General features: G+C 35.0%; 14 protein-coding genes and 1 other RNA gene. 8 read left to right on the top strand and 7 right to left on the bottom strand.

Annotation, left to right across the window (positions count from 1 at the left end; all coding sequences use genetic code 11):
- The first annotated feature begins 36 nt into the window (after positions 1-36).
- Genes bamA through lpxA form a run of 5 tightly spaced genes read left to right on the top strand, consistent with a single transcriptional unit; the run spans position 37 to position 5,433 of the window.
- Positions 37-2,556, top strand: a complete 2,520-nt coding sequence (gene bamA / locus B9T27_RS08175; protein ID WP_086206353.1) for an outer membrane protein assembly factor BamA — start codon at positions 37-39, stop codon at positions 2,554-2,556.
- A gap of 41 nt (positions 2,557-2,597) precedes the next feature.
- Entirely contained in the window at positions 2,598-3,083 is a 486-nt protein-coding gene (locus B9T27_RS08170) for an OmpH family outer membrane protein (RefSeq protein WP_086206352.1), read from the top strand.
- Positions 3,084-3,086: 3 nt separating this feature from the next.
- On the top strand, positions 3,087-4,160 hold the full coding sequence (gene lpxD, locus B9T27_RS08165) for a UDP-3-O-(3-hydroxymyristoyl)glucosamine N-acyltransferase (protein WP_086206351.1): 1,074 nt from the start codon (positions 3,087-3,089) through the stop codon (positions 4,158-4,160).
- A gap of 2 nt (positions 4,161-4,162) precedes the next feature.
- The gene (gene fabZ, locus B9T27_RS08160) at positions 4,163-4,648 is read left to right on the top strand and encodes a 3-hydroxyacyl-ACP dehydratase FabZ (protein ID WP_086206350.1); all 486 of its coding nucleotides are present in this window, start codon (positions 4,163-4,165) and stop codon (positions 4,646-4,648) included.
- Positions 4,645-5,433 (top strand): acyl-ACP--UDP-N-acetylglucosamine O-acyltransferase, encoded by a 789-nt coding sequence (gene lpxA, locus B9T27_RS08155; RefSeq protein ID WP_086206349.1) that lies wholly within the window; start codon positions 4,645-4,647, stop codon positions 5,431-5,433. Before fabZ ends, lpxA begins: the two co-directional genes overlap by 4 nt.
- Before the next feature lie 80 nt (positions 5,434-5,513).
- Here the strand turns inward: lpxA and B9T27_RS08150 are convergent, their stop codons facing one another.
- Positions 5,514-6,341, bottom strand: coding sequence for a YbgF trimerization domain-containing protein (locus B9T27_RS08150; protein WP_086206348.1), 828 nt, complete (start codon positions 6,339-6,341; stop codon positions 5,514-5,516).
- Between the two features lie 328 nt (positions 6,342-6,669).
- On the opposite strand from B9T27_RS08150, the gene ffs reads away from it, so the two are divergent.
- Positions 6,670-6,766, top strand: an RNA gene (gene ffs, locus B9T27_RS08145) — signal recognition particle sRNA small type.
- A 40-nt stretch (positions 6,767-6,806) separates the two neighbouring features.
- Here the strand turns inward: ffs and B9T27_RS08140 are convergent.
- The 4 genes from B9T27_RS08140 to B9T27_RS08125 form a co-directional block, all read right to left on the bottom strand.
- Positions 6,807-7,424, bottom strand: coding sequence for a regulatory protein RecX (locus tag B9T27_RS08140; protein WP_086206347.1), 618 nt, complete (start codon positions 7,422-7,424; stop codon positions 6,807-6,809).
- A 368-nt stretch (positions 7,425-7,792) separates the two neighbouring features.
- Positions 7,793-8,836: a recombinase RecA gene (gene recA / locus B9T27_RS08135; RefSeq protein ID WP_086206346.1), complete on the bottom strand. Its 1,044-nt coding sequence runs from the start codon at positions 8,834-8,836 to the stop codon at positions 7,793-7,795.
- 151 nt (positions 8,837-8,987) lie between these two features.
- Positions 8,988-9,425 (bottom strand): RNA-binding S4 domain-containing protein, encoded by a 438-nt coding sequence (locus B9T27_RS08130; protein WP_086206345.1) that lies wholly within the window; start codon positions 9,423-9,425, stop codon positions 8,988-8,990.
- The gene (locus tag B9T27_RS08125) at positions 9,409-10,095 is read right to left on the bottom strand and encodes an HAD-IA family hydrolase (protein ID WP_086206344.1); all 687 of its coding nucleotides are present in this window, start codon (positions 10,093-10,095) and stop codon (positions 9,409-9,411) included. The genes B9T27_RS08130 and B9T27_RS08125 overlap by 17 nt, the downstream gene beginning before the upstream one ends.
- Positions 10,096-11,081: 986 nt before the next feature.
- On the opposite strand from B9T27_RS08125, the gene B9T27_RS08120 reads away from it, so the two are divergent.
- A complete protein-coding gene (locus B9T27_RS08120; RefSeq protein ID WP_086206343.1) occupies positions 11,082-12,095 on the top strand; it encodes a 3-oxoacyl-[acyl-carrier-protein] synthase III C-terminal domain-containing protein in 1,014 nt (337 codons plus the stop codon).
- 945 nt (positions 12,096-13,040) lie between these two features.
- Positions 13,041-14,210, top strand: a complete 1,170-nt coding sequence (ampC, locus tag B9T27_RS08115; RefSeq protein WP_086206342.1) for a class C beta-lactamase — start codon at positions 13,041-13,043, stop codon at positions 14,208-14,210.
- Positions 14,211-15,111: 901 nt separating this feature from the next.
- Here the strand turns inward: ampC and B9T27_RS08110 are convergent.
- Both B9T27_RS08110 and B9T27_RS08105 read right to left on the bottom strand, forming a co-directional pair.
- On the bottom strand, positions 15,112-15,693 hold the full coding sequence (locus B9T27_RS08110; RefSeq protein WP_086206341.1) for a hypothetical protein: 582 nt from the start codon (positions 15,691-15,693) through the stop codon (positions 15,112-15,114).
- A gap of 380 nt (positions 15,694-16,073) precedes the next feature.
- Positions 16,074-16,700: a hypothetical protein gene (locus B9T27_RS08105; RefSeq protein WP_086206340.1), complete on the bottom strand. Its 627-nt coding sequence runs from the start codon at positions 16,698-16,700 to the stop codon at positions 16,074-16,076.
- Positions 16,701-16,713 lie beyond the last annotated feature (13 nt).

Below are 16,713 nucleotides of genomic sequence, written 5' to 3'. Positions count from 1 at the left end.
TGATCGTAGAAATTAACTGACTGGAAAATAATAGGCATGCAGCACTCACATTTATTTATGCCATTGGCGCTCGTTAGTGCGATGGCAGCAGTACAACAAGTATATGCGGCAGACGAGTTTATCGCACGTGATATACGTGTAGATGGTTTAGTTCGTTTGGCGCAGAGTAATGTGCTTGGCATGTTGCCAATCAATAGTGGTGATCGTGTTAATGATCCTGCGATTGCAGAAGCGATACGTGCGCTGTATGCCTCTAATCTATTTGATGATATTAAAGCATCAAAAGAAAATGATGTTTTAGTTTTTACGGTGATTGAACGTCCTGTCATTTCTAAAATTAATTTTAAGGGAAATAAGCTAATTCCTAAAGAAGCCTTGGAAGAAGGCTTGAAAAAAATGGGTTTAGCTGAAGGTGAAGTTTTAAAGAAATCATCCCTTCAAATCTTAGAAACTGAGCTTGAGCAGCAATATGCACAGCAAGGTCGCTATGACTCAAGTATTAAGGTTGAGACTGTTGCACGCCCTAATAACCGCGTAGATTTAGATATTAACTTTAACGAAGGTAAGCCTGCGAAAGTATTTGATATCAATGTGATTGGTAATACTGTTTTTAAAGATGATGAAATTAAACAAGTCTTTGCGGTAAAAGAGAGCGGTTGGTTGTCGGTTATTTCACGTAATGATCGTTATGCACGTGAAAAAATGGCTGCAAGCTTAGAAGCTTTACGTGCACTTTATTTGAATAAAGGTTATATCAATTTTGATATTAACAGCTCAAACCTCAATATTAGTGAAGATAAAAAGAACATCTTTATTGAAGTGTCAGTACATGAAGGTGAGCAATTTAAGTTTGGTGAATCTAAATTCCTAGGTGATGCATTATATAAGCCAGATGAATTAAAAGCGCTTCAAATTTATAAAGATGGTGAAACGTATTCACAAGAAAAAGTGAATGCGGTTAAACAATTATTATTGCGTAAATATGGTAATGCGGGCTATTACTATTCAGAAGTGAATGTTGTTCCTGAAATCAATAATGAAACACGTACTGTTGATTTGAATTATTATATTAATCCAGGTCAGCAAGTTACAGTTCGACGGATTAATTTTACAGGTAATAGTAAAACTGCGGATGAAGTGCTACGTCGTGAAATGCGCCAAATGGAAGGTGCATTGGCGAGTAATGAAAAAATTGATTTATCCAAAGTTCGTTTAGAGCGAACTGGTTTTTTCAGTAAAGTTAATGTAAAACCTGCTCGTGTTCCCAATTCGCCAGATCAAGTCGATTTAAATATTGAGGTTGAAGAGCAACATTCAGGGACCAGTACCTTGGCGGTGGGTTATTCGCAAAGTGGTGGTATTACATTCCAAGCAGGTTTAAGCCAAACCAACTTTTTGGGAACTGGGAATCGAGTTTCTATTGATTTATCACGTTCTGAAACTCAAGATTATTATAACTTAAGTGTTACTGATCCATATTTCACGATTGATGGTGTAAGTCGTGGTTACAATATGTATTATCGTAAAACTAAATTAAATAATGACTATAACGTCAATAACTATGTGACGGACAGTTTGGGTGGCGGTCTGACTTTTGGTTATCCAATTGATGAAAACCAAAATATTAGTGCAGGTCTGAATGTTGACAAAACTAAAGTCACCACAGGTCCTTATGTTTCGACGTATGTGCGAGATTATTTGTTGGCAAATGGTGGTAAACAAACAGGTTCTGAAAAATATTGTCCTGTTGACCTTGTGCCAATTAAAGATGATAAAGGCAACATTACAGGGTATGAGCCTTGTTCAAAACCTGAAATTGAATACGGAAATAAATTCGAAGGCGAGTTCTTAACGTATAACTTAAATTTAGGTTGGTCGTACAATACTTTAAACCGTCCAATATTCCCAACCACTGGTATGTCACATCGTGTTAATGCAGAAATTGCATTGCCAGGAAGCGATGTTGAATATCAAAAACTAACGTTTGATACGCAAGCATTTTTACCTTTAGGTAAAGATTTTGTGTTACGTGGTTATGGTAAGTTAGGTTATGGTAATGATTTACCATTCTATAAAAACTTCTATGCTGGTGGTTATGGTTCGGTACGTGGCTATGACAATAGTACGCTTGGGCCAAAATATCCGGGTGTAACGTATAATGAACGTAAAACTAAAGATTATAACCCTGAAGAAGTCGGTGGGAATGCTTTGGTGCAATTTGGTACTGAATTAGCATTGCCTGTTCCATTTAAAGGGGATTGGGCACGCCAAGTTCGTCCAGTGATTTTTGCGGAAGGTGCACAAGTTTTTGATACTCAGTGTAATATTCCTCATGGAAGTTTATACCTTGATGGTTCAACAACACCGATTGATGCGAAACAATACTGCCAAGATAATAATAAGTTTGATTTAGGTAATTTACGCTATAGCGTGGGCGTTGGCTTTACTTGGATTACCATGATTGGGCCGTTATCATTGAGTTATGCATTCCCATTGAATGACAAACCAGGTGATCAAACCAAGGAAATTCAATTTGAAATTGGTCGTACTTTCTAAGTACGATCATCTAATCTTTTAATACGATAAAAGGAAATAATATGAAAAAAATGACTTATGCACTTTTAGGATTAAGTTTGAGTCTTACTGGTTTTGCTCATGCCGCAGGTTATGGAGTGGTAGACTTGGAAAAAGTGGTTGAAAGTAGTACTTACTTAAAACAACAAAATGCAAGTTTGGAGCAATCTGTAAAACCACAAACTGCAAAACTTGAGCAAATTACTAAAGAAATTGAAGCGTTAAAACAAAAAGCTCAAGTGCAAGGTGCAAATGTTCAGCAAATTAATACACAGTATCAAGCGAAAGTAACTGAATTTCAAACGATTCAACAAGGTGTGCAAACTAAAGTTCAATCGACAATTCAAGGGACGAATACCGTTTTTGAAACGCGTGTGAAGCAAGCTGCTGAACAATTACGTCAAGAAAACAGTTTAGACTTTGTTTTGAACAAGAATTCCGCAATTGCATTTGACCCAAAATATGATTTAACTGCTAAAATGATTCAAAAGGTTAATGCAATCAAATAATCAATGATCTCTACACGTTTTCAACTTGATGAATTGGCTCAACTTGTTCAAGGTGAGCCAATAGGTCAATCAAATCTTGTTCTAACGAGCTTGGCGAGTTTAGAGCAAGCTCAATCTGATCAAATTTCTTTTGTGAATGGCGATAAATATTTAGCGGAAGCAAAAGCTTCAAAAGCTGGTGCTTTAATCGTAACTGCAGCACTCAAAGATCAGTTATCAGATCAACATCATAATTTTATTGTGGTACAGAATCCCTATTTAGCTTTTGCTATTTTAACCCATGCTTTTGAAGCTAAAGTATTAAAACGTGGCATTGAAAGTACAGCGCAAATCGATCCATCTGCGATTGTCTCAGATACAGCTTATATTGGTCACTATGTGGTGATTGGTGAAAACTGTGTAGTGGGCGAGAATTCTATTATTCAGTCACATGTCAAAATTGATGATGGTGTTGAGATTGGTCGGCATTGTTTTATTGATTCGCATGTAACCATCACAGGCTATTCTAAGCTTGCAGATCGAGTTCGTATTCATGCGAATACAGTGATTGGTGGTGAGGGATTTGGCTTTGCACCTTATCAGGGAAAATGGAACCGAATTGCACAACTTGGCTCGGTGCGTATTGGAAATGATGTGCGTATTGGTTCAAATTGCAGTGTTGACCGTGGTGCCTTAAATGACACAATTCTTGAAGATGGTGTAATTATTGATAACCTTGTGCAAATCGCGCATAACGTTCATATTGGTGCCCATACTGCGATTGCTGCAAAAAGTGGGATTGCAGGAAGTACAATAATTGGCAAAAACTGTGTGCTTGCGGGTGGTGTAGGTATTGTAGGACACATTACTATTGCAGATAATGTAACAGTTACTGGAATGTCAATGGTCTCAAAAAATATTTCTGAGGCAGGTTCATATTCTTCTGGAACTGGACAGTTTGAAACTAATCATTGGAAACGTACGGTTGTTCGCTTGAGACAATTAGCAGATGTGCCATTGACCAAATTAGTGAAACAAATAGATCATATGCAGACTCAAATCGAGTCCATTGAATCAACTTTAAAATCGCGTAAATAATTATGACTGAGTCAAAATCTCTACCTTTTTCGGTTCCTGAATTACCTATGCAAACTCAAACGATACGTGAGTATTTACCGCATCGTTATCCATTTTTGCTTGTAGATCGTGTAACAGAAGTTACCGAGAATGGAATTGTTGGGTATAAAAACGTTTCAATTAATGAAGAATTTATGCAAGGTCATTTTCCGGGTTACCCGATTATGCCGGGCGTTTTAATTGTTGAAGCGATGGCGCAAGTATCTGGCGTGCTGGGTTTTATCATGAATGATGAGAAACCACGAGCGGGGTCTTTGTTTCTTTTTGCAGGTGCTGAAAAAATACGTTTTAAAAAACAAGTCGTGCCAGGTGATCAACTCGTGTTAAAATCTGAGTTACTTATGCAAAAACGTGGCATTTACAAATATTTATGTACTGCTAGTGTAGACGGCATAGTAGCAGCAACCGCTGAAATTATCATTTCTCATCAGAAATTAGAGCAGGCATGAGTAATCAAGATTTAATTCATCCAACAGCAATTATTGATCCAACTGCAATTATTGCACCTGACGTACGTATTGGACCCTATTCAATTATTGGTCCAAAGGTCACTATTGGTGCAGGAACTAAACTACATTCACATGTTGTTGTTGGTGGATTTACCCGTATTGGCGAACATAATGAGATATTTCAGTTCGCGAGTATTGGTGAGGTTTGTCAAGATTTAAAATATCAAGGTGAAGAAACTTGGCTTGAAATTGGTGATCATAACCAAATTCGTGAACATTGCAGTCTACATCGTGGCACTATACAAGACCAGAGCTTGACCAAGCTCGGTAGTCATAACCTGTTGATGGTTAATACGCATCTTGCGCATGATTGTGTGGTGGGTGATCATAATATTTTTGCCAATAATGTCGGTATTGCTGGACATGTTCGTATTGGTAATTATGTAATTGTTGGCGGTAACTCAGGTATTCATCAATTTTGTCGTATCGATTCATACAGTATGATTGGTGGTGCCTCGCTTATCCTGAAAGATGTTCCTGCTTATGTTATGGTTTCTGGGAATCCAGCACATGCATTTGGTATGAACATTGAGGGTATGCGACGTAAAGGTTGGTCGAAGAATGTTATTCAGGGTTTAAGAGAGGCATTTAAGCTAATTTATAAATCTAATTTGACTACGGTGCAAGCCATTCAGCAGATTCGAGCAGAGATTTTACCTGAAGTTGCTGAAGTTCAATTATTAATTGATTCATTGGAAGCTTCAAAGCGTGGAATCGTGCGCTAACTTTTTACGTTAATATTAATATTGAAAAAAAAGACATCTGATGATGTCTTTTTTTTCAATAAAAAGAAGAAAATTTTGATTTAGATCTTTTTAAAGTATCCAGCTTCTTCTGATTTTGGATAGGTGGTTAGTAATTTGTTTTTATAAACATTTGCAGTTTGCATATTCTTGTTAACATCTTTAGCGATGCTGTAGAGTTGATATAAGGCACGCGGTGCTTTTATAGAGTTTGGAAATTTTGCTGCAACAATTTCATAATTTTTTTTGGCTTCTGTGTAATTAGGTGGTTCGATAGCAAGATTGAATTCTGCTAACCAAAAATAAGCATTACCCGTATAGGCACTGTTAGGATTATTTTTAATAAAGTTTTGCATTGGTGCAATGGCTTGTTTTGCACCGCCTTTTTTGTAGGCATCAAGAGCAATAGTGTATGCGGCTTTTTCTTGGTCATCAGGTGTACTGATTGGTTTGTTATTAATCGACTGCTGAGTATTCTGTTGTTGATTTGTTGTTGGTCGAGGTGGGGTTGCTACTATCTCTGATGTCGCTTGCGCTGTTTCAGGGGTTTGTGTAGCAGCTTCAGGCTGTACTTCTTCAGGATCAATTTTTTGTTGGAGTAGCTCTAAACGTTGATCTAGATCGGTATAGCGATTGGTCAGCTCTTTGTTGAGTTGATCAATAGCATGGTCTTGTTCTTCAATTTTTCCACGTAACTCTCGAACTTGACTTTCTAATTGTTGATTTTTTTGAATTAAATCCCAATTCATATTACCTGTAATCGGTGCGGGGATATTCATTGCTGGATTATTTGCATTGGAGTCACTTAAACCTCTAGATTCAATGGGAATCGCATAGAGTGATGCTGAACTAAGTAATGCTAGTGAAAAAAGAGCATGCTGTTTGAGCATAATTGTGTACCCATCTCGTAAAAGCGGTTTCGAACAAAAACTATTATTTTAAAATAATAGTTTTTTGAAAAAAATATTGATATTGGATCATTTAAAACGGCTCATCAATGAATTGCAAGTGACTTTTACAATCTTCTAGCATTTTTGTAGAAATGATGGAGATAGGGTGTAGGGTGCTCTAAATATAAGGGTTATTTTTAATATGATCAAAAAACCAAACATTTTTGATGATGAAATAATCAAATGAATGAACAGCTTGCTTAAATAGCAAATACAGGCTTGCAAGAAATTAAAAACTCTCTATACTCTGTTCTTGTAATGGTGGCCCTGCTGGTGGCTTCGCAATTGTACTCTGAGAACCCCGCCAGGACCGGAAGGTAGCAACGGTATCAGAACTATGATGTGCCGGAGTTTTGCTAGCAGGGCTGCCACCAAATTTATAATTATAATTTTTTGTATTCTATTTTAATCATCATCTCTTTGTACAATTGCTTTCATAATCGCATCCATTTCAAACCCTCTGTGCTGTAAAAATCGAATTTGCTTGGCTTTTATTTTAGGATCTTTAGCGACTTCAACGCCATATTTTTTAACTTTTAGCTGATAAGCTTGCTCATACCAATCAATCTCTTGAATATCTTCATGCACCAGTGTTTTGTCTAGGTTTTTGGCACGCAATGCCATTTTCACACTATTTGGGCCTTTACCTTTACGAATTTGACTGCGTAATAACATTTCGGCAACACGCTGATCACTTTGGTAGTTTTCTTTCGCAAGTTCTTCGACAAGCTCAACCACCTCATCTTTATTTTGAGCATAGCGTGCTAATTTTTCAATAAGGTCGACTTTGGAGTATTCCTTACGTGTCAGTACTGCAAAGGCATATGATCGTAGGCGAGTTCCTGTTAGCCCAGGTGATTGTTTCTGTTGTAATTGATCATCAAAAGACAGTCTATTCTCATTATGAAGAGAAGTTAATCTTTCTTCTTGGGGGGTAGGCGGGCTTAGCTCTGAATAGGATTCATTGAATTGCTGTTTAAGTGTCGTGTAATTCAGTAATTTTGGGAATTTTGAATTTTCCATTGGACTAATTTTCAAATCACTGTTGTCTTAAAATGTTGCGCTATTTTAACGTACCTCATGGAATAGGTCTGTTTTATTTGTTCATAGTGAGTTGAAAGTTGTTTTTTTAGCGTGCTTTGAATGGCTGTGGTTACTAACGATATATTGTGAGTCAATAGATTTTTCCATTGGTGTAGTTTTTGTTGATACTTGAAAGTAGTGAAATATATATATTTTTATGAGATATGTGTATTTATTCCTGACGACGAGTTTTTTAGCAATTTTTAGATTTTGAGTAGTGATGGATGATTGAAAACTTTTGAATAGTAAAATAAGAAATCCAACATATAAAAAACGCCTCGAAAGGCGTTTTTTATTCTTAATGAGATTTAAGCATCTAAAAGATCTGGTTCTTCTTCGTCTTTTTCTTCAATAGATGCTGTGATAGGTGTTAATAATTTTTCACGAATGAGTTTATCGAGCTCTTGCGCAATTTGAGGATTTTCCTCTAAATGGCGAATCACATTGTTTTTACCTTGACCAATTTTACTGCCTTGATATGAATACCAAGCACCGGCTTTTTGCACGAATTCTTGTGCAACAGCAAGATCAACGAGCTCACCAAGTTGGTTAACGCCTTTGCCATATAAAATTTGGAACAATGCTTCTTTGAATGGAGGCGCCATTTTATTTTTTACGACTTTAACACGGGTCTCTGAACCGACAATTTCATCACCTTCTTTGACCTGACCAATACGACGAATGTCTAGGCGAACAGAAGCGTAAAATTTAAGCGCATTACCACCTGTTGTGGTTTCAGGGCTACCGAACATCACGCCAATTTTCATACGAATTTGGTTGATGAAGATAACCATACAGTTCGAACGTTTAGCATTACCTGTGATTTTACGTAAGGCTTGACTCATTAAACGGGCTTGTAGTCCCATGTGTGAATCACCCATTTCACCTTCAATTTCAGCACGTGGAGTTAGTGCGGCAACGGAATCGACAACAATCATGTCAACTGCACCAGAACGTACCAGCATATCTGCAATTTCAAGTGCTTGTTCACCATTATCTGGCTGAGAAACAAGTAGGTTGTCTAAATCCACACCCAATTTACGGGCATATTGTGGATCTAAAGCATGTTCAGCATCAATAAATGCACAGGTACCACCAGCTTTTTGACATTGTGCAATGGCTTGCAAAGTCATTGTGGTTTTACCTGAAGATTCAGGGCCGTAAATCTCAACAATACGACCTTTAGGTAAACCACCAATACCGAGTGCAATATCAAGCGTTAGCGAACCTGTAGACACAGCTTCAACCGCAAGAACGGTATTGTCACCTAAACGCATCACAGTGTTTTTACCAAATTGTTTTTCAATTTGGCTCAGAGCGGCGTTTAGCGCTTTGCTTTTGTTGTCATCCATCTTATCAACCTCAAAACGATGTAATATCACTAGTAACTTAGGTGGATGTCTTTCATTCAGTCTTTGTCCACAGCAGTTATAGTGACAGAAAAAATATTTCTGTTCTATGCTTGTTTAAGTTAGTACGACAAAACTTGTCGCACTAACGACTCTATTGTGAAGCATCATCTAGAGCAGACCATTGTTGACCATTTTCTTGTTTAAACTTGCTGATGTCTCTTCGATCTTTTTTACTTGGTCGATGCTCAGGTCGGGCAAGATTATGCAATTTTCTTTGTGTAGAAAGCAACTCTCGTCGTGTGATACTGGCTTCAGTTTCTGCATACAGTTGCTGAGCCATTGGGGCACCGCCACGTACGCTAGAAAGCGCCTTAATAACAATGGTCTTTTGATCAAAACCCTGTCGAAGGGTAAGCTCCATGCCGACACGAATCTCTTTGGATACTTTGACACGTTCACCAAGGTGATGCACTTTACCACCGTCTATTGCATCTTTGGCGATAGAGCGGGTTTTAAAAAACCGGGCAGCCCAAAGCCATTTGTCTACACGCATAGATTCAATGGGCTGTTGTTCAAGCTGTTTTGACATTGATTTCCTTGAGTTGAATTGAATCTAAATAGGTTAAAAGTTCGGTTAAATCTTGAATTGCAGGATATTCAAGTTCTAGCGCATTTCGAGCGACTTTACTACTAGAGGGTTGTAAAATAGTCACTAAATTTGCAATACCAAATTTTTCAGCACCTTGTAGAACTGGGGTGGTGTCATCGACTAGAACTGTAGCTTCAGCATCAAAAGGATATTTTTGCTGAAGAATTTGCCAAAATTCAACAAATTCTTTGGAATAGCCAATATCTTCACTACTGATTATTACTTCAAAATAAGGGCTTAAATCGACATTTTCAAGCTTTAACTGCAAACCAGCCTTATCTGCATTGGTGAGTAACCAACAACGATAACCTTGCTGTTGCAGCGTTGTTAAAAGTTCAAAACAGCCAGTACGAGGTGCGATTTTTTCTTTATGTTCATATTGTAATTGTAATACATCAACGCCCACTTTAGACGTCCAATATTTGGATGAATACCAAGACAAGGTATGTTTATGTTCTTGGTAGAAGGTTTGCAAAATATCTTGGCTTTTTGTTGGTGAATATTGATGTGTAGATGCATGGCGTTCAGGAAGCTTGTGATTCCAAATTAAATCGTCAAAGGCTAAATCAAGTAGAGTACCATCCATATCAAAGAAGATGATCGGTTTCATATTTTAACTTTCCTTAAAATTTTTCAAAGTTCATAAAGGAACCATGGATGGTATATTACATACTGAAAGTACAGGTAAAATTTGTTTTCAATATGGTCTAAATATTTCAAAGTTTAACTGGCTTTGTCATGTTACAAGTAAAAGTGTGTACATAACTGTGTACCAAATTTCGACTTGTGTAAGAGTCGGAGGATTATATCGTACTCATTGGGTGGTGATATGGCTTTAAATGAGTCGTGGTTAAAAATCTAAGAATGGTAAACCTAGGGGAAAAAAAGAAGTCATTGCTGATAGGGATCACTATCTGTACGCATATATTCAAAAGGTAAAATCGTATTTCAATATGCATATCGATTTAACGGTGTATCAAAAAGAATAGGATCTGTAATGAAATTACTTTACAAGAGTAGTCGGAATTGCTTTTTTAATTACAAGTGAAGCGAAATCTGTATTTGGTAAAGGTGTTGGGAAATTTGTGCAAAATTATGCATTGGAGCTGTGTACGTCTGAATAATAGAGTTATATTCATTAATAATTTTTAGAAAAAAAGCTTTGTCAGAGTGAATACTCGAGTCTGATTTACGGGTGTTTTCTGAACTATCACAAGCTGTCAGTGGGCCAATACAATGATAAATGGCTATATTCGTTCATGAATCTACTTATTTTGTGTACTAGTTTAATGTACATTTATATTTTTATATGTGGGGAAGGGAGAGTACCTACGATATCACTTGATTGAGCTGTTTATTAAAGTTCAAGAAATACTTCTATTTATAAACTCATCAAAGAGTACTTATTATATGTATAAAATATAAATAATAAGATATTAAAATAATGCTACTGTTATTTTAATTAATTACTAATAGGCTCTAAACAGTTACCAAAAACATTTAAATTTAAACTTATTTATAACCCAGTCTGAATTTTTTTAGTAATCATACTGAGTTATAAATAAGTTTAAATTTATAAAAGTAGTAAAATCCATAATGAATAATATATATAGAACCAATGAACAAAGAAAAGATTCCTTAAAAATTGCTGCTGTCGATATATATCACCCTAAAACAATTCGTGATAATGAATATTATCTGAAACGGTTTGAACATAATGATAAAGTGAAAGGTATATTGGACAAAGTTGGGCGTGACAAGAGATATGTTATTGTTGGAAATGAAGAAAATGCTCTAACAATGGCAATTAATGCTTCAAAAAAAGTATTAAAAAATCATAATATTATTGATGGTGATATCGACATTATTATTTTTGCCTCAACGACATTAGAATATTTATCTCCTACTAATGCAATGTGGCTACATTCAGCTCTAAAATTAAAAAAAGAATGTGTTTGTTTTGATATCAATGCAAATTGTTTAGGAATGTTTTTAGCATTAGAACAAGCAGCAGTTTTGTTGCAATCTAAAGAGTCGTATAAGCGTGCTTTGGTTATAGGCGCTGATCAGCTAAGTAAAATAGGGAGTGAAAATACACCAATACCATCAATCATTGTTGGGGATGCAGCAGCTGCAATTATACTTGAAAAGGTTTGGGATGATTCAGAATCAGGAATGATCGATCGTGTTTACCAGACAGATAGCAGCTTTAACGATACAATTGTTTTACCTCCAAAAGGCTTTTCCTGTTCCGAGACTGTAAATGAAAAAATCCATTGGGCTACCTTTAGTGGTATTGAAAGCGTTGAGTTTGCAGCAATTGCACTTGATGAGTTGTTAGAAAAAAACAACTTGAAATTAGACGATATCTCATGCTTTTTACTTTCACAATTTACGAAGTTGAATATTGATATTCTTCAAGAAAAAAAGAACATTCCGTGGGAAAAAATTGAATATATTGGTGATGTATATGGATATACAGGAGCAAATAGCTTATTTATCGCATATGAAAGTAGGCTGAAAAAAGGGTTGATAAAATCAGGTGATATTGTTGTTTTATGGACATTAGGTGCAGGATATCAGACTGGATTGATGCTCTGGCGGCTATAGTTAATATTTAAAAAAAATATATAACAACACACTAGAACCTCTTTCGGGAGGTTTTTTATGGGAATTATTTTATAGATGAAAAAGTCTACTTCTCGAAAATCAAGAAATATCTAGCTGTATACAAAATCATTATCAGAGAAAAACTAAAATATTTAGAAAAAATAGAAGATTTTAGACGCATATTCAATGTATTTGACATCAAGTATGAAAAAAATAATTTAAATCTACTAAAAATTAGTGTCTCGATTTTTTCTTGAGCCAGCACAGAATTTTAATTAAGATTTTTGGTGGCCTTGGTACGTGGTAAAAAGGTAAAAAGGTAAAAAGGTAAAAAACTATGCTTGGAGTATAATCGTTATCAAATTACAACCCTGTAGTTATTACCTAATTTATTAATGCGAACCATTATAAGTTGAATTAATTTATGCAAACCAGTAGCTCAAGAGCTTAAAGAAGCATTCATTCAGTGGAATGATTAGGCTATTTCTACCAACAGATTTGATTGATCTTACTGAATAATAATTAGCAATTCTTCTTGTATTCGCTGTAGATCTCAAAGATTAGGCAATTAAAAACTTTCTAACATTAAAGTGCTGAACTTCATAATCTAAATCATGATCACATAGGTAACTAGTTTACGATGATAAAAACCTTTTTAGCACTTGCTTAGGTTTCATCATCGTGTAGAGCTCAAAACCACATGCTGCTGGGTCAATGTAAAAAGTAATGTTCAAAACCAGAGTAGGTGGAAGAAGGCACATCAGGAACAATACGTGCGGGACTAGTTTTAATGCAGCCTTGTTCTAAACTGAAAATATTAGAGCAAGAGCAGGGTGAATTAGTTTTACCTTATGTTAAATAAGAGCTAAATAAAATATTTATTACAGAAGATATGCTAAATACGTGAGAAAATAGTTGCTTATATTATTGAGGATAAGTAAAGGAATGTTGTCTAAAACCCAAAAAATATTTAAAAGTGGTATCATTACCTTGGTTATAGGGTGTAGCGTTCATTCAAATGCATATGAAATAGATGAAAATAAAAAAAATATTGAAGCTGCTGTTAATCAGTCATTTAAGCCACTTATGGAACAGTATGGCGTGGCAGGGATGGCAATAGGCGTCATCTATAAGGGAAAAAACTACGAACAATATTATGGCATTCAATCTAATAGTGATAATAACAAAAAAGTGGATAATCGGACTATCTTTGAGTTAGGTTCTGTTAGCAAAATTTTTACTGCAACCGCAGGTGCTTACGCTAAGACTCAAGGAAAACTGTCTTTTAATGATCACCCAAGTAAATATTGGTCTGCTTTAAAAAAATCGGAAATCGACGAAGTTAGTTTGCTGGAATTAGCAACCTATACAAGTGGTAATTTACCTTTACAATTTCCAGATTATGTTAAAACAGATGAGCAAGTTTTAGAATACTTCCAAAATTGGCATATAAAGAATCCTCCTGGTAAATATCGTCAATATTCAAATCCAAGTATCGGATTGTTTGGTGAGTTAACTGCAAGATCGATGAAAGTTCCTTTCACATCATTGTTAGAGCAGATAATTTTTCCAAGACTTGATTTAAAAAATACGTATGTGAATGTTCCAGAGGAACAAAGAGAGCACTACGCTTTTGGTCATGATCAAGAGAATAACCTTATTCGGGTTAATCCAGGCGCATTAGATGCTCAAGCATATGGAGTTAAATCTACACTTCCAGATATGCTTAGGTTTTTAAATTTAAATCTGGATGTAGATAAAAATAGTTCAGATATAAAGAAAGCTATTTTAGAAACGCACCAAGGGTATTTTAAGCTTGAGAACATGACACAGGCACTTGGGTGGGAAACTTTTTCTTATCCGACTACTTTAGAAATTTTGCAAGAGAGCAATTCTGAAAGAGTCGTTATGCAATCGAATCCCGTTGTAAAGGAGACTACTCAGCCAAAATCTAAAGTTTTTCATAAAACTGGCTCTACGAATGGTTTCGGAACTTATGTTTTCTTCATTCCTGAAAAAAGGTTTGGGTTGGTTATGTTAATGAATAAAAGAATCCCAAATGAAGAGCGGATAAAAGCAGCATATAAAGTTTTTAACACGGTAAAAGGTAGTTAAGATTTTTTAAAATTAACGTAACACACTTTGTATAAATTCAAAAATAATCTTAAATGATTAATTTTAATAAATTTATACTTTGGGTGATGACCGTTATGTTAAATTAAAGGTAATTTTTAAAGATTTAAAATACTTTGTAAATCTTTGCCTGTTATTTTCCAATTTGAAATTCCTTCTACCCTATCTAATAGATATAAATAAAATTTATCTATTCTGTTTTTATCGAAATAAAAAATAGGGTAAGTTCTTCCGTAAGGCTTCTAAATTTTATTAAATAACTTATTTGTAATGAACGTTTTTTCATTTTCAGTAATAAAAATAAAAGATTCAGTAATAAAAAATCTTTATTATCTTCAGAAATTAAGTCATTTTATGAATAGTGGCCTCTTTAGGAATAATCGTATATATTCCAATCACCTTTACATGACGCCGAGCATTTTCATAATTTTTTATAAAAGCTGAAACTTCTTTATTTTTTAATGAGTTTTTCGCAGTATGCTTCTATTGGGCAATATAATTTTTTTAGCTCAATCTATTAGATTTAAATTGAATTGTTCATATTCGCCATCTAGCAATATACCAGTAGTAATTTCATCTTCAGGGAAAAATTTTATCAAATCGAGCATTTAATTACCTTTTTTAATATTTTAATGAGTATCCATTGTATAAACTCACATTCCATTTAAATCCAATACTCTTGTGAAGTTTGGAGTCAATATATTTAAGTTTCTCTAAGGCTAACATAATACAGTTTATGCGAAAGCAAAGAATATTACTAAGGTACTGTTTTTACTATTATTTTATTTGAATTTTCTATTATATAGGATGGCCTACGATTGACGGAAAAATTTTAGTTTTAAGAAAGAATAAATCACTTGTAACTATGGCCTGACTTCTCGAATCATTTCACTTTTCCTGCTTTTTGCATTTCTTGGTATAGCTGATCTAGGTAATCTTGTTGTGGTAAATTATTTTTAAAATAGCGTTGATAGTTAACACTACAGCTATCGATATTGTTGATATTATTAAGATTAAATGACCAGTCATCGGTATTTTTAACACTAATGCCTAAGTTATCATCGCATTCTTGCCAAAGCCGAGAAAAGCGTGTTTGCTTATCGCTTGTTAGTTGCTTGAAACGTGCATAAACGGAGAAGCCTTTCATTTCTGAGTTAAAATATTTGTTAATAGAGCCAATTGGCACGCCAGCCCAATTCATTGATTGATTTTTTGGGAAGGAAATGCTAATTAGTTTTTTTTCATTCAGTAATGAATTTTGCTGACCTGATTTAAAATACTGTTCTTCATATTCTAGTTTTGTGCCGATAGGTACAGCGATCTTTTTTACAATGACTGGTTTTGTAGTGAAGTAATAGGGATAATCAGGCTTACTATTGCCGCCTGTTGGATTCATATTGCCAACACATGCTCCCAAGTTGGAGACTATACTGACGGTAAATATTATTCTAAGAGTACTATTCATTATTGATCCTAAAAACTAAAAAAACTGTAATGGTCTAATTTAATAAGTCATTTTAATTAACCCATTATTAAATTTTTTGGATTTAATTAAACCAACTACCAATTTTTCTGTTAAGAAAAAATCGTCATTATTTATTAGTTATCCTAAAATTAACATAAAATCGCTTATACGTAATACTTAAATAAATGCGTTTATATCAATTTGATATATGGGTGAAAACAGGTGGTGAATCGATGAGCAAGTGAAAAAGTATTATTTACAATAACCCTCAAGTGAGGGCTATTTCGTATAATACCAATTATGCTAAATAAAAATAGAAATGATTGCAAAGTGGCGATTTTTATCACGAATAGAGTTTGCAAAATTGGTGGTTATTCAGGTTAAGCCAGTTCTTCTTCAATTCCTTTTTTTAGGTCAGATTGATCTTTTTTAGAGTTCTGCTCAATTTTTGAATATGATTTTTTTAATAATCGACGTGCTGCTGAGTTCACAGGTTTTTCAAGCCAAATAGGTAGCTTCATTCCTAAAGGATTGGTTTCTGTTTCAGAAGCTTCCGCGGTAATACGTGTCCCCATAATATAGTCAAACCACGGGCGTGTTACACACCAATTGGCATTTTGATTACTTGTCATATGGTGATCATAACGCCAAGGAATTCGTTTTTGGGCATATTCAGGGTCTAAATGAGATTTGGCATGAACTTTCCAATAATTCCATATCCCATAGTAAAGCCCAGCGGTAAAGAATGGTGCAACGGGTAAAAAAATAGTTGCTGCACCAGCTAGTCCAATAAGTGCAGTCTTTTCATTATAAATTTCTGCATTCTTAAACATTGATTCAGCATAGCCTTCATCATTAAAATGATTTAAACGAGCTCGCTTATGATGTGCAATATGTGTAAAAAAGGGACTGTTACGATATTTGCTAGGATATTCATGTAACCAAGCTTTATGAAAATACCATTCCAGCCCATTTGCAACAAAAATACCTACAGGAAAGCCAAGCATACTCAAAATACTC

This window comes from Acinetobacter sp. ANC 4648, assembly GCF_002135345.1.
Classification (GTDB): domain Bacteria; phylum Pseudomonadota; class Gammaproteobacteria; order Pseudomonadales; family Moraxellaceae; genus Acinetobacter.
The sequence above is the reverse complement of the archived record's forward strand: the minus strand, read 5'-3'. Positions and strand labels throughout refer to the sequence as shown.

Bases quoted from the DNA above. Each gene is read 5' to 3' on its own strand.
- bamA (WP_086206353.1), top strand. From the start codon at position 37: ATGCAGCACTCACATTTATTTATGCCATTGGCGCTCGTTAGTGCGATG.
- B9T27_RS08170 (WP_086206352.1), top strand. From the start codon at position 2,598: ATGAAAAAAATGACTTATGCACTTTTAGGATTAAGTTTGAGTCTTACT.
- lpxD (WP_086206351.1), top strand. From the start codon at position 3,087: ATGATCTCTACACGTTTTCAACTTGATGAATTGGCTCAACTTGTTCAA.
- fabZ (WP_086206350.1), top strand. From the start codon at position 4,163: ATGACTGAGTCAAAATCTCTACCTTTTTCGGTTCCTGAATTACCTATG.
- lpxA (WP_086206349.1), top strand. From the start codon at position 4,645: ATGAGTAATCAAGATTTAATTCATCCAACAGCAATTATTGATCCAACT.
- B9T27_RS08150 (WP_086206348.1), bottom strand. From the start codon at position 6,341: ATGCTCAAACAGCATGCTCTTTTTTCACTAGCATTACTTAGTTCAGCA.
- B9T27_RS08140 (WP_086206347.1), bottom strand. From the start codon at position 7,424: ATGGAAAATTCAAAATTCCCAAAATTACTGAATTACACGACACTTAAA.
- recA (WP_086206346.1), bottom strand. From the start codon at position 8,836: ATGGATGACAACAAAAGCAAAGCGCTAAACGCCGCTCTGAGCCAAATT.
- B9T27_RS08130 (WP_086206345.1), bottom strand. From the start codon at position 9,425: ATGTCAAAACAGCTTGAACAACAGCCCATTGAATCTATGCGTGTAGAC.
- B9T27_RS08125 (WP_086206344.1), bottom strand. From the start codon at position 10,095: ATGAAACCGATCATCTTCTTTGATATGGATGGTACTCTACTTGATTTA.
- B9T27_RS08120 (WP_086206343.1), top strand. From the start codon at position 11,082: ATGAATAATATATATAGAACCAATGAACAAAGAAAAGATTCCTTAAAA.
- ampC (WP_086206342.1), top strand. From the start codon at position 13,041: ATGTTGTCTAAAACCCAAAAAATATTTAAAAGTGGTATCATTACCTTG.
- B9T27_RS08110 (WP_086206341.1), bottom strand. From the start codon at position 15,693: ATGAATAGTACTCTTAGAATAATATTTACCGTCAGTATAGTCTCCAAC.
- B9T27_RS08105 (WP_086206340.1), bottom strand. From the start codon at position 16,700: ATGCTTGGCTTTCCTGTAGGTATTTTTGTTGCAAATGGGCTGGAATGG.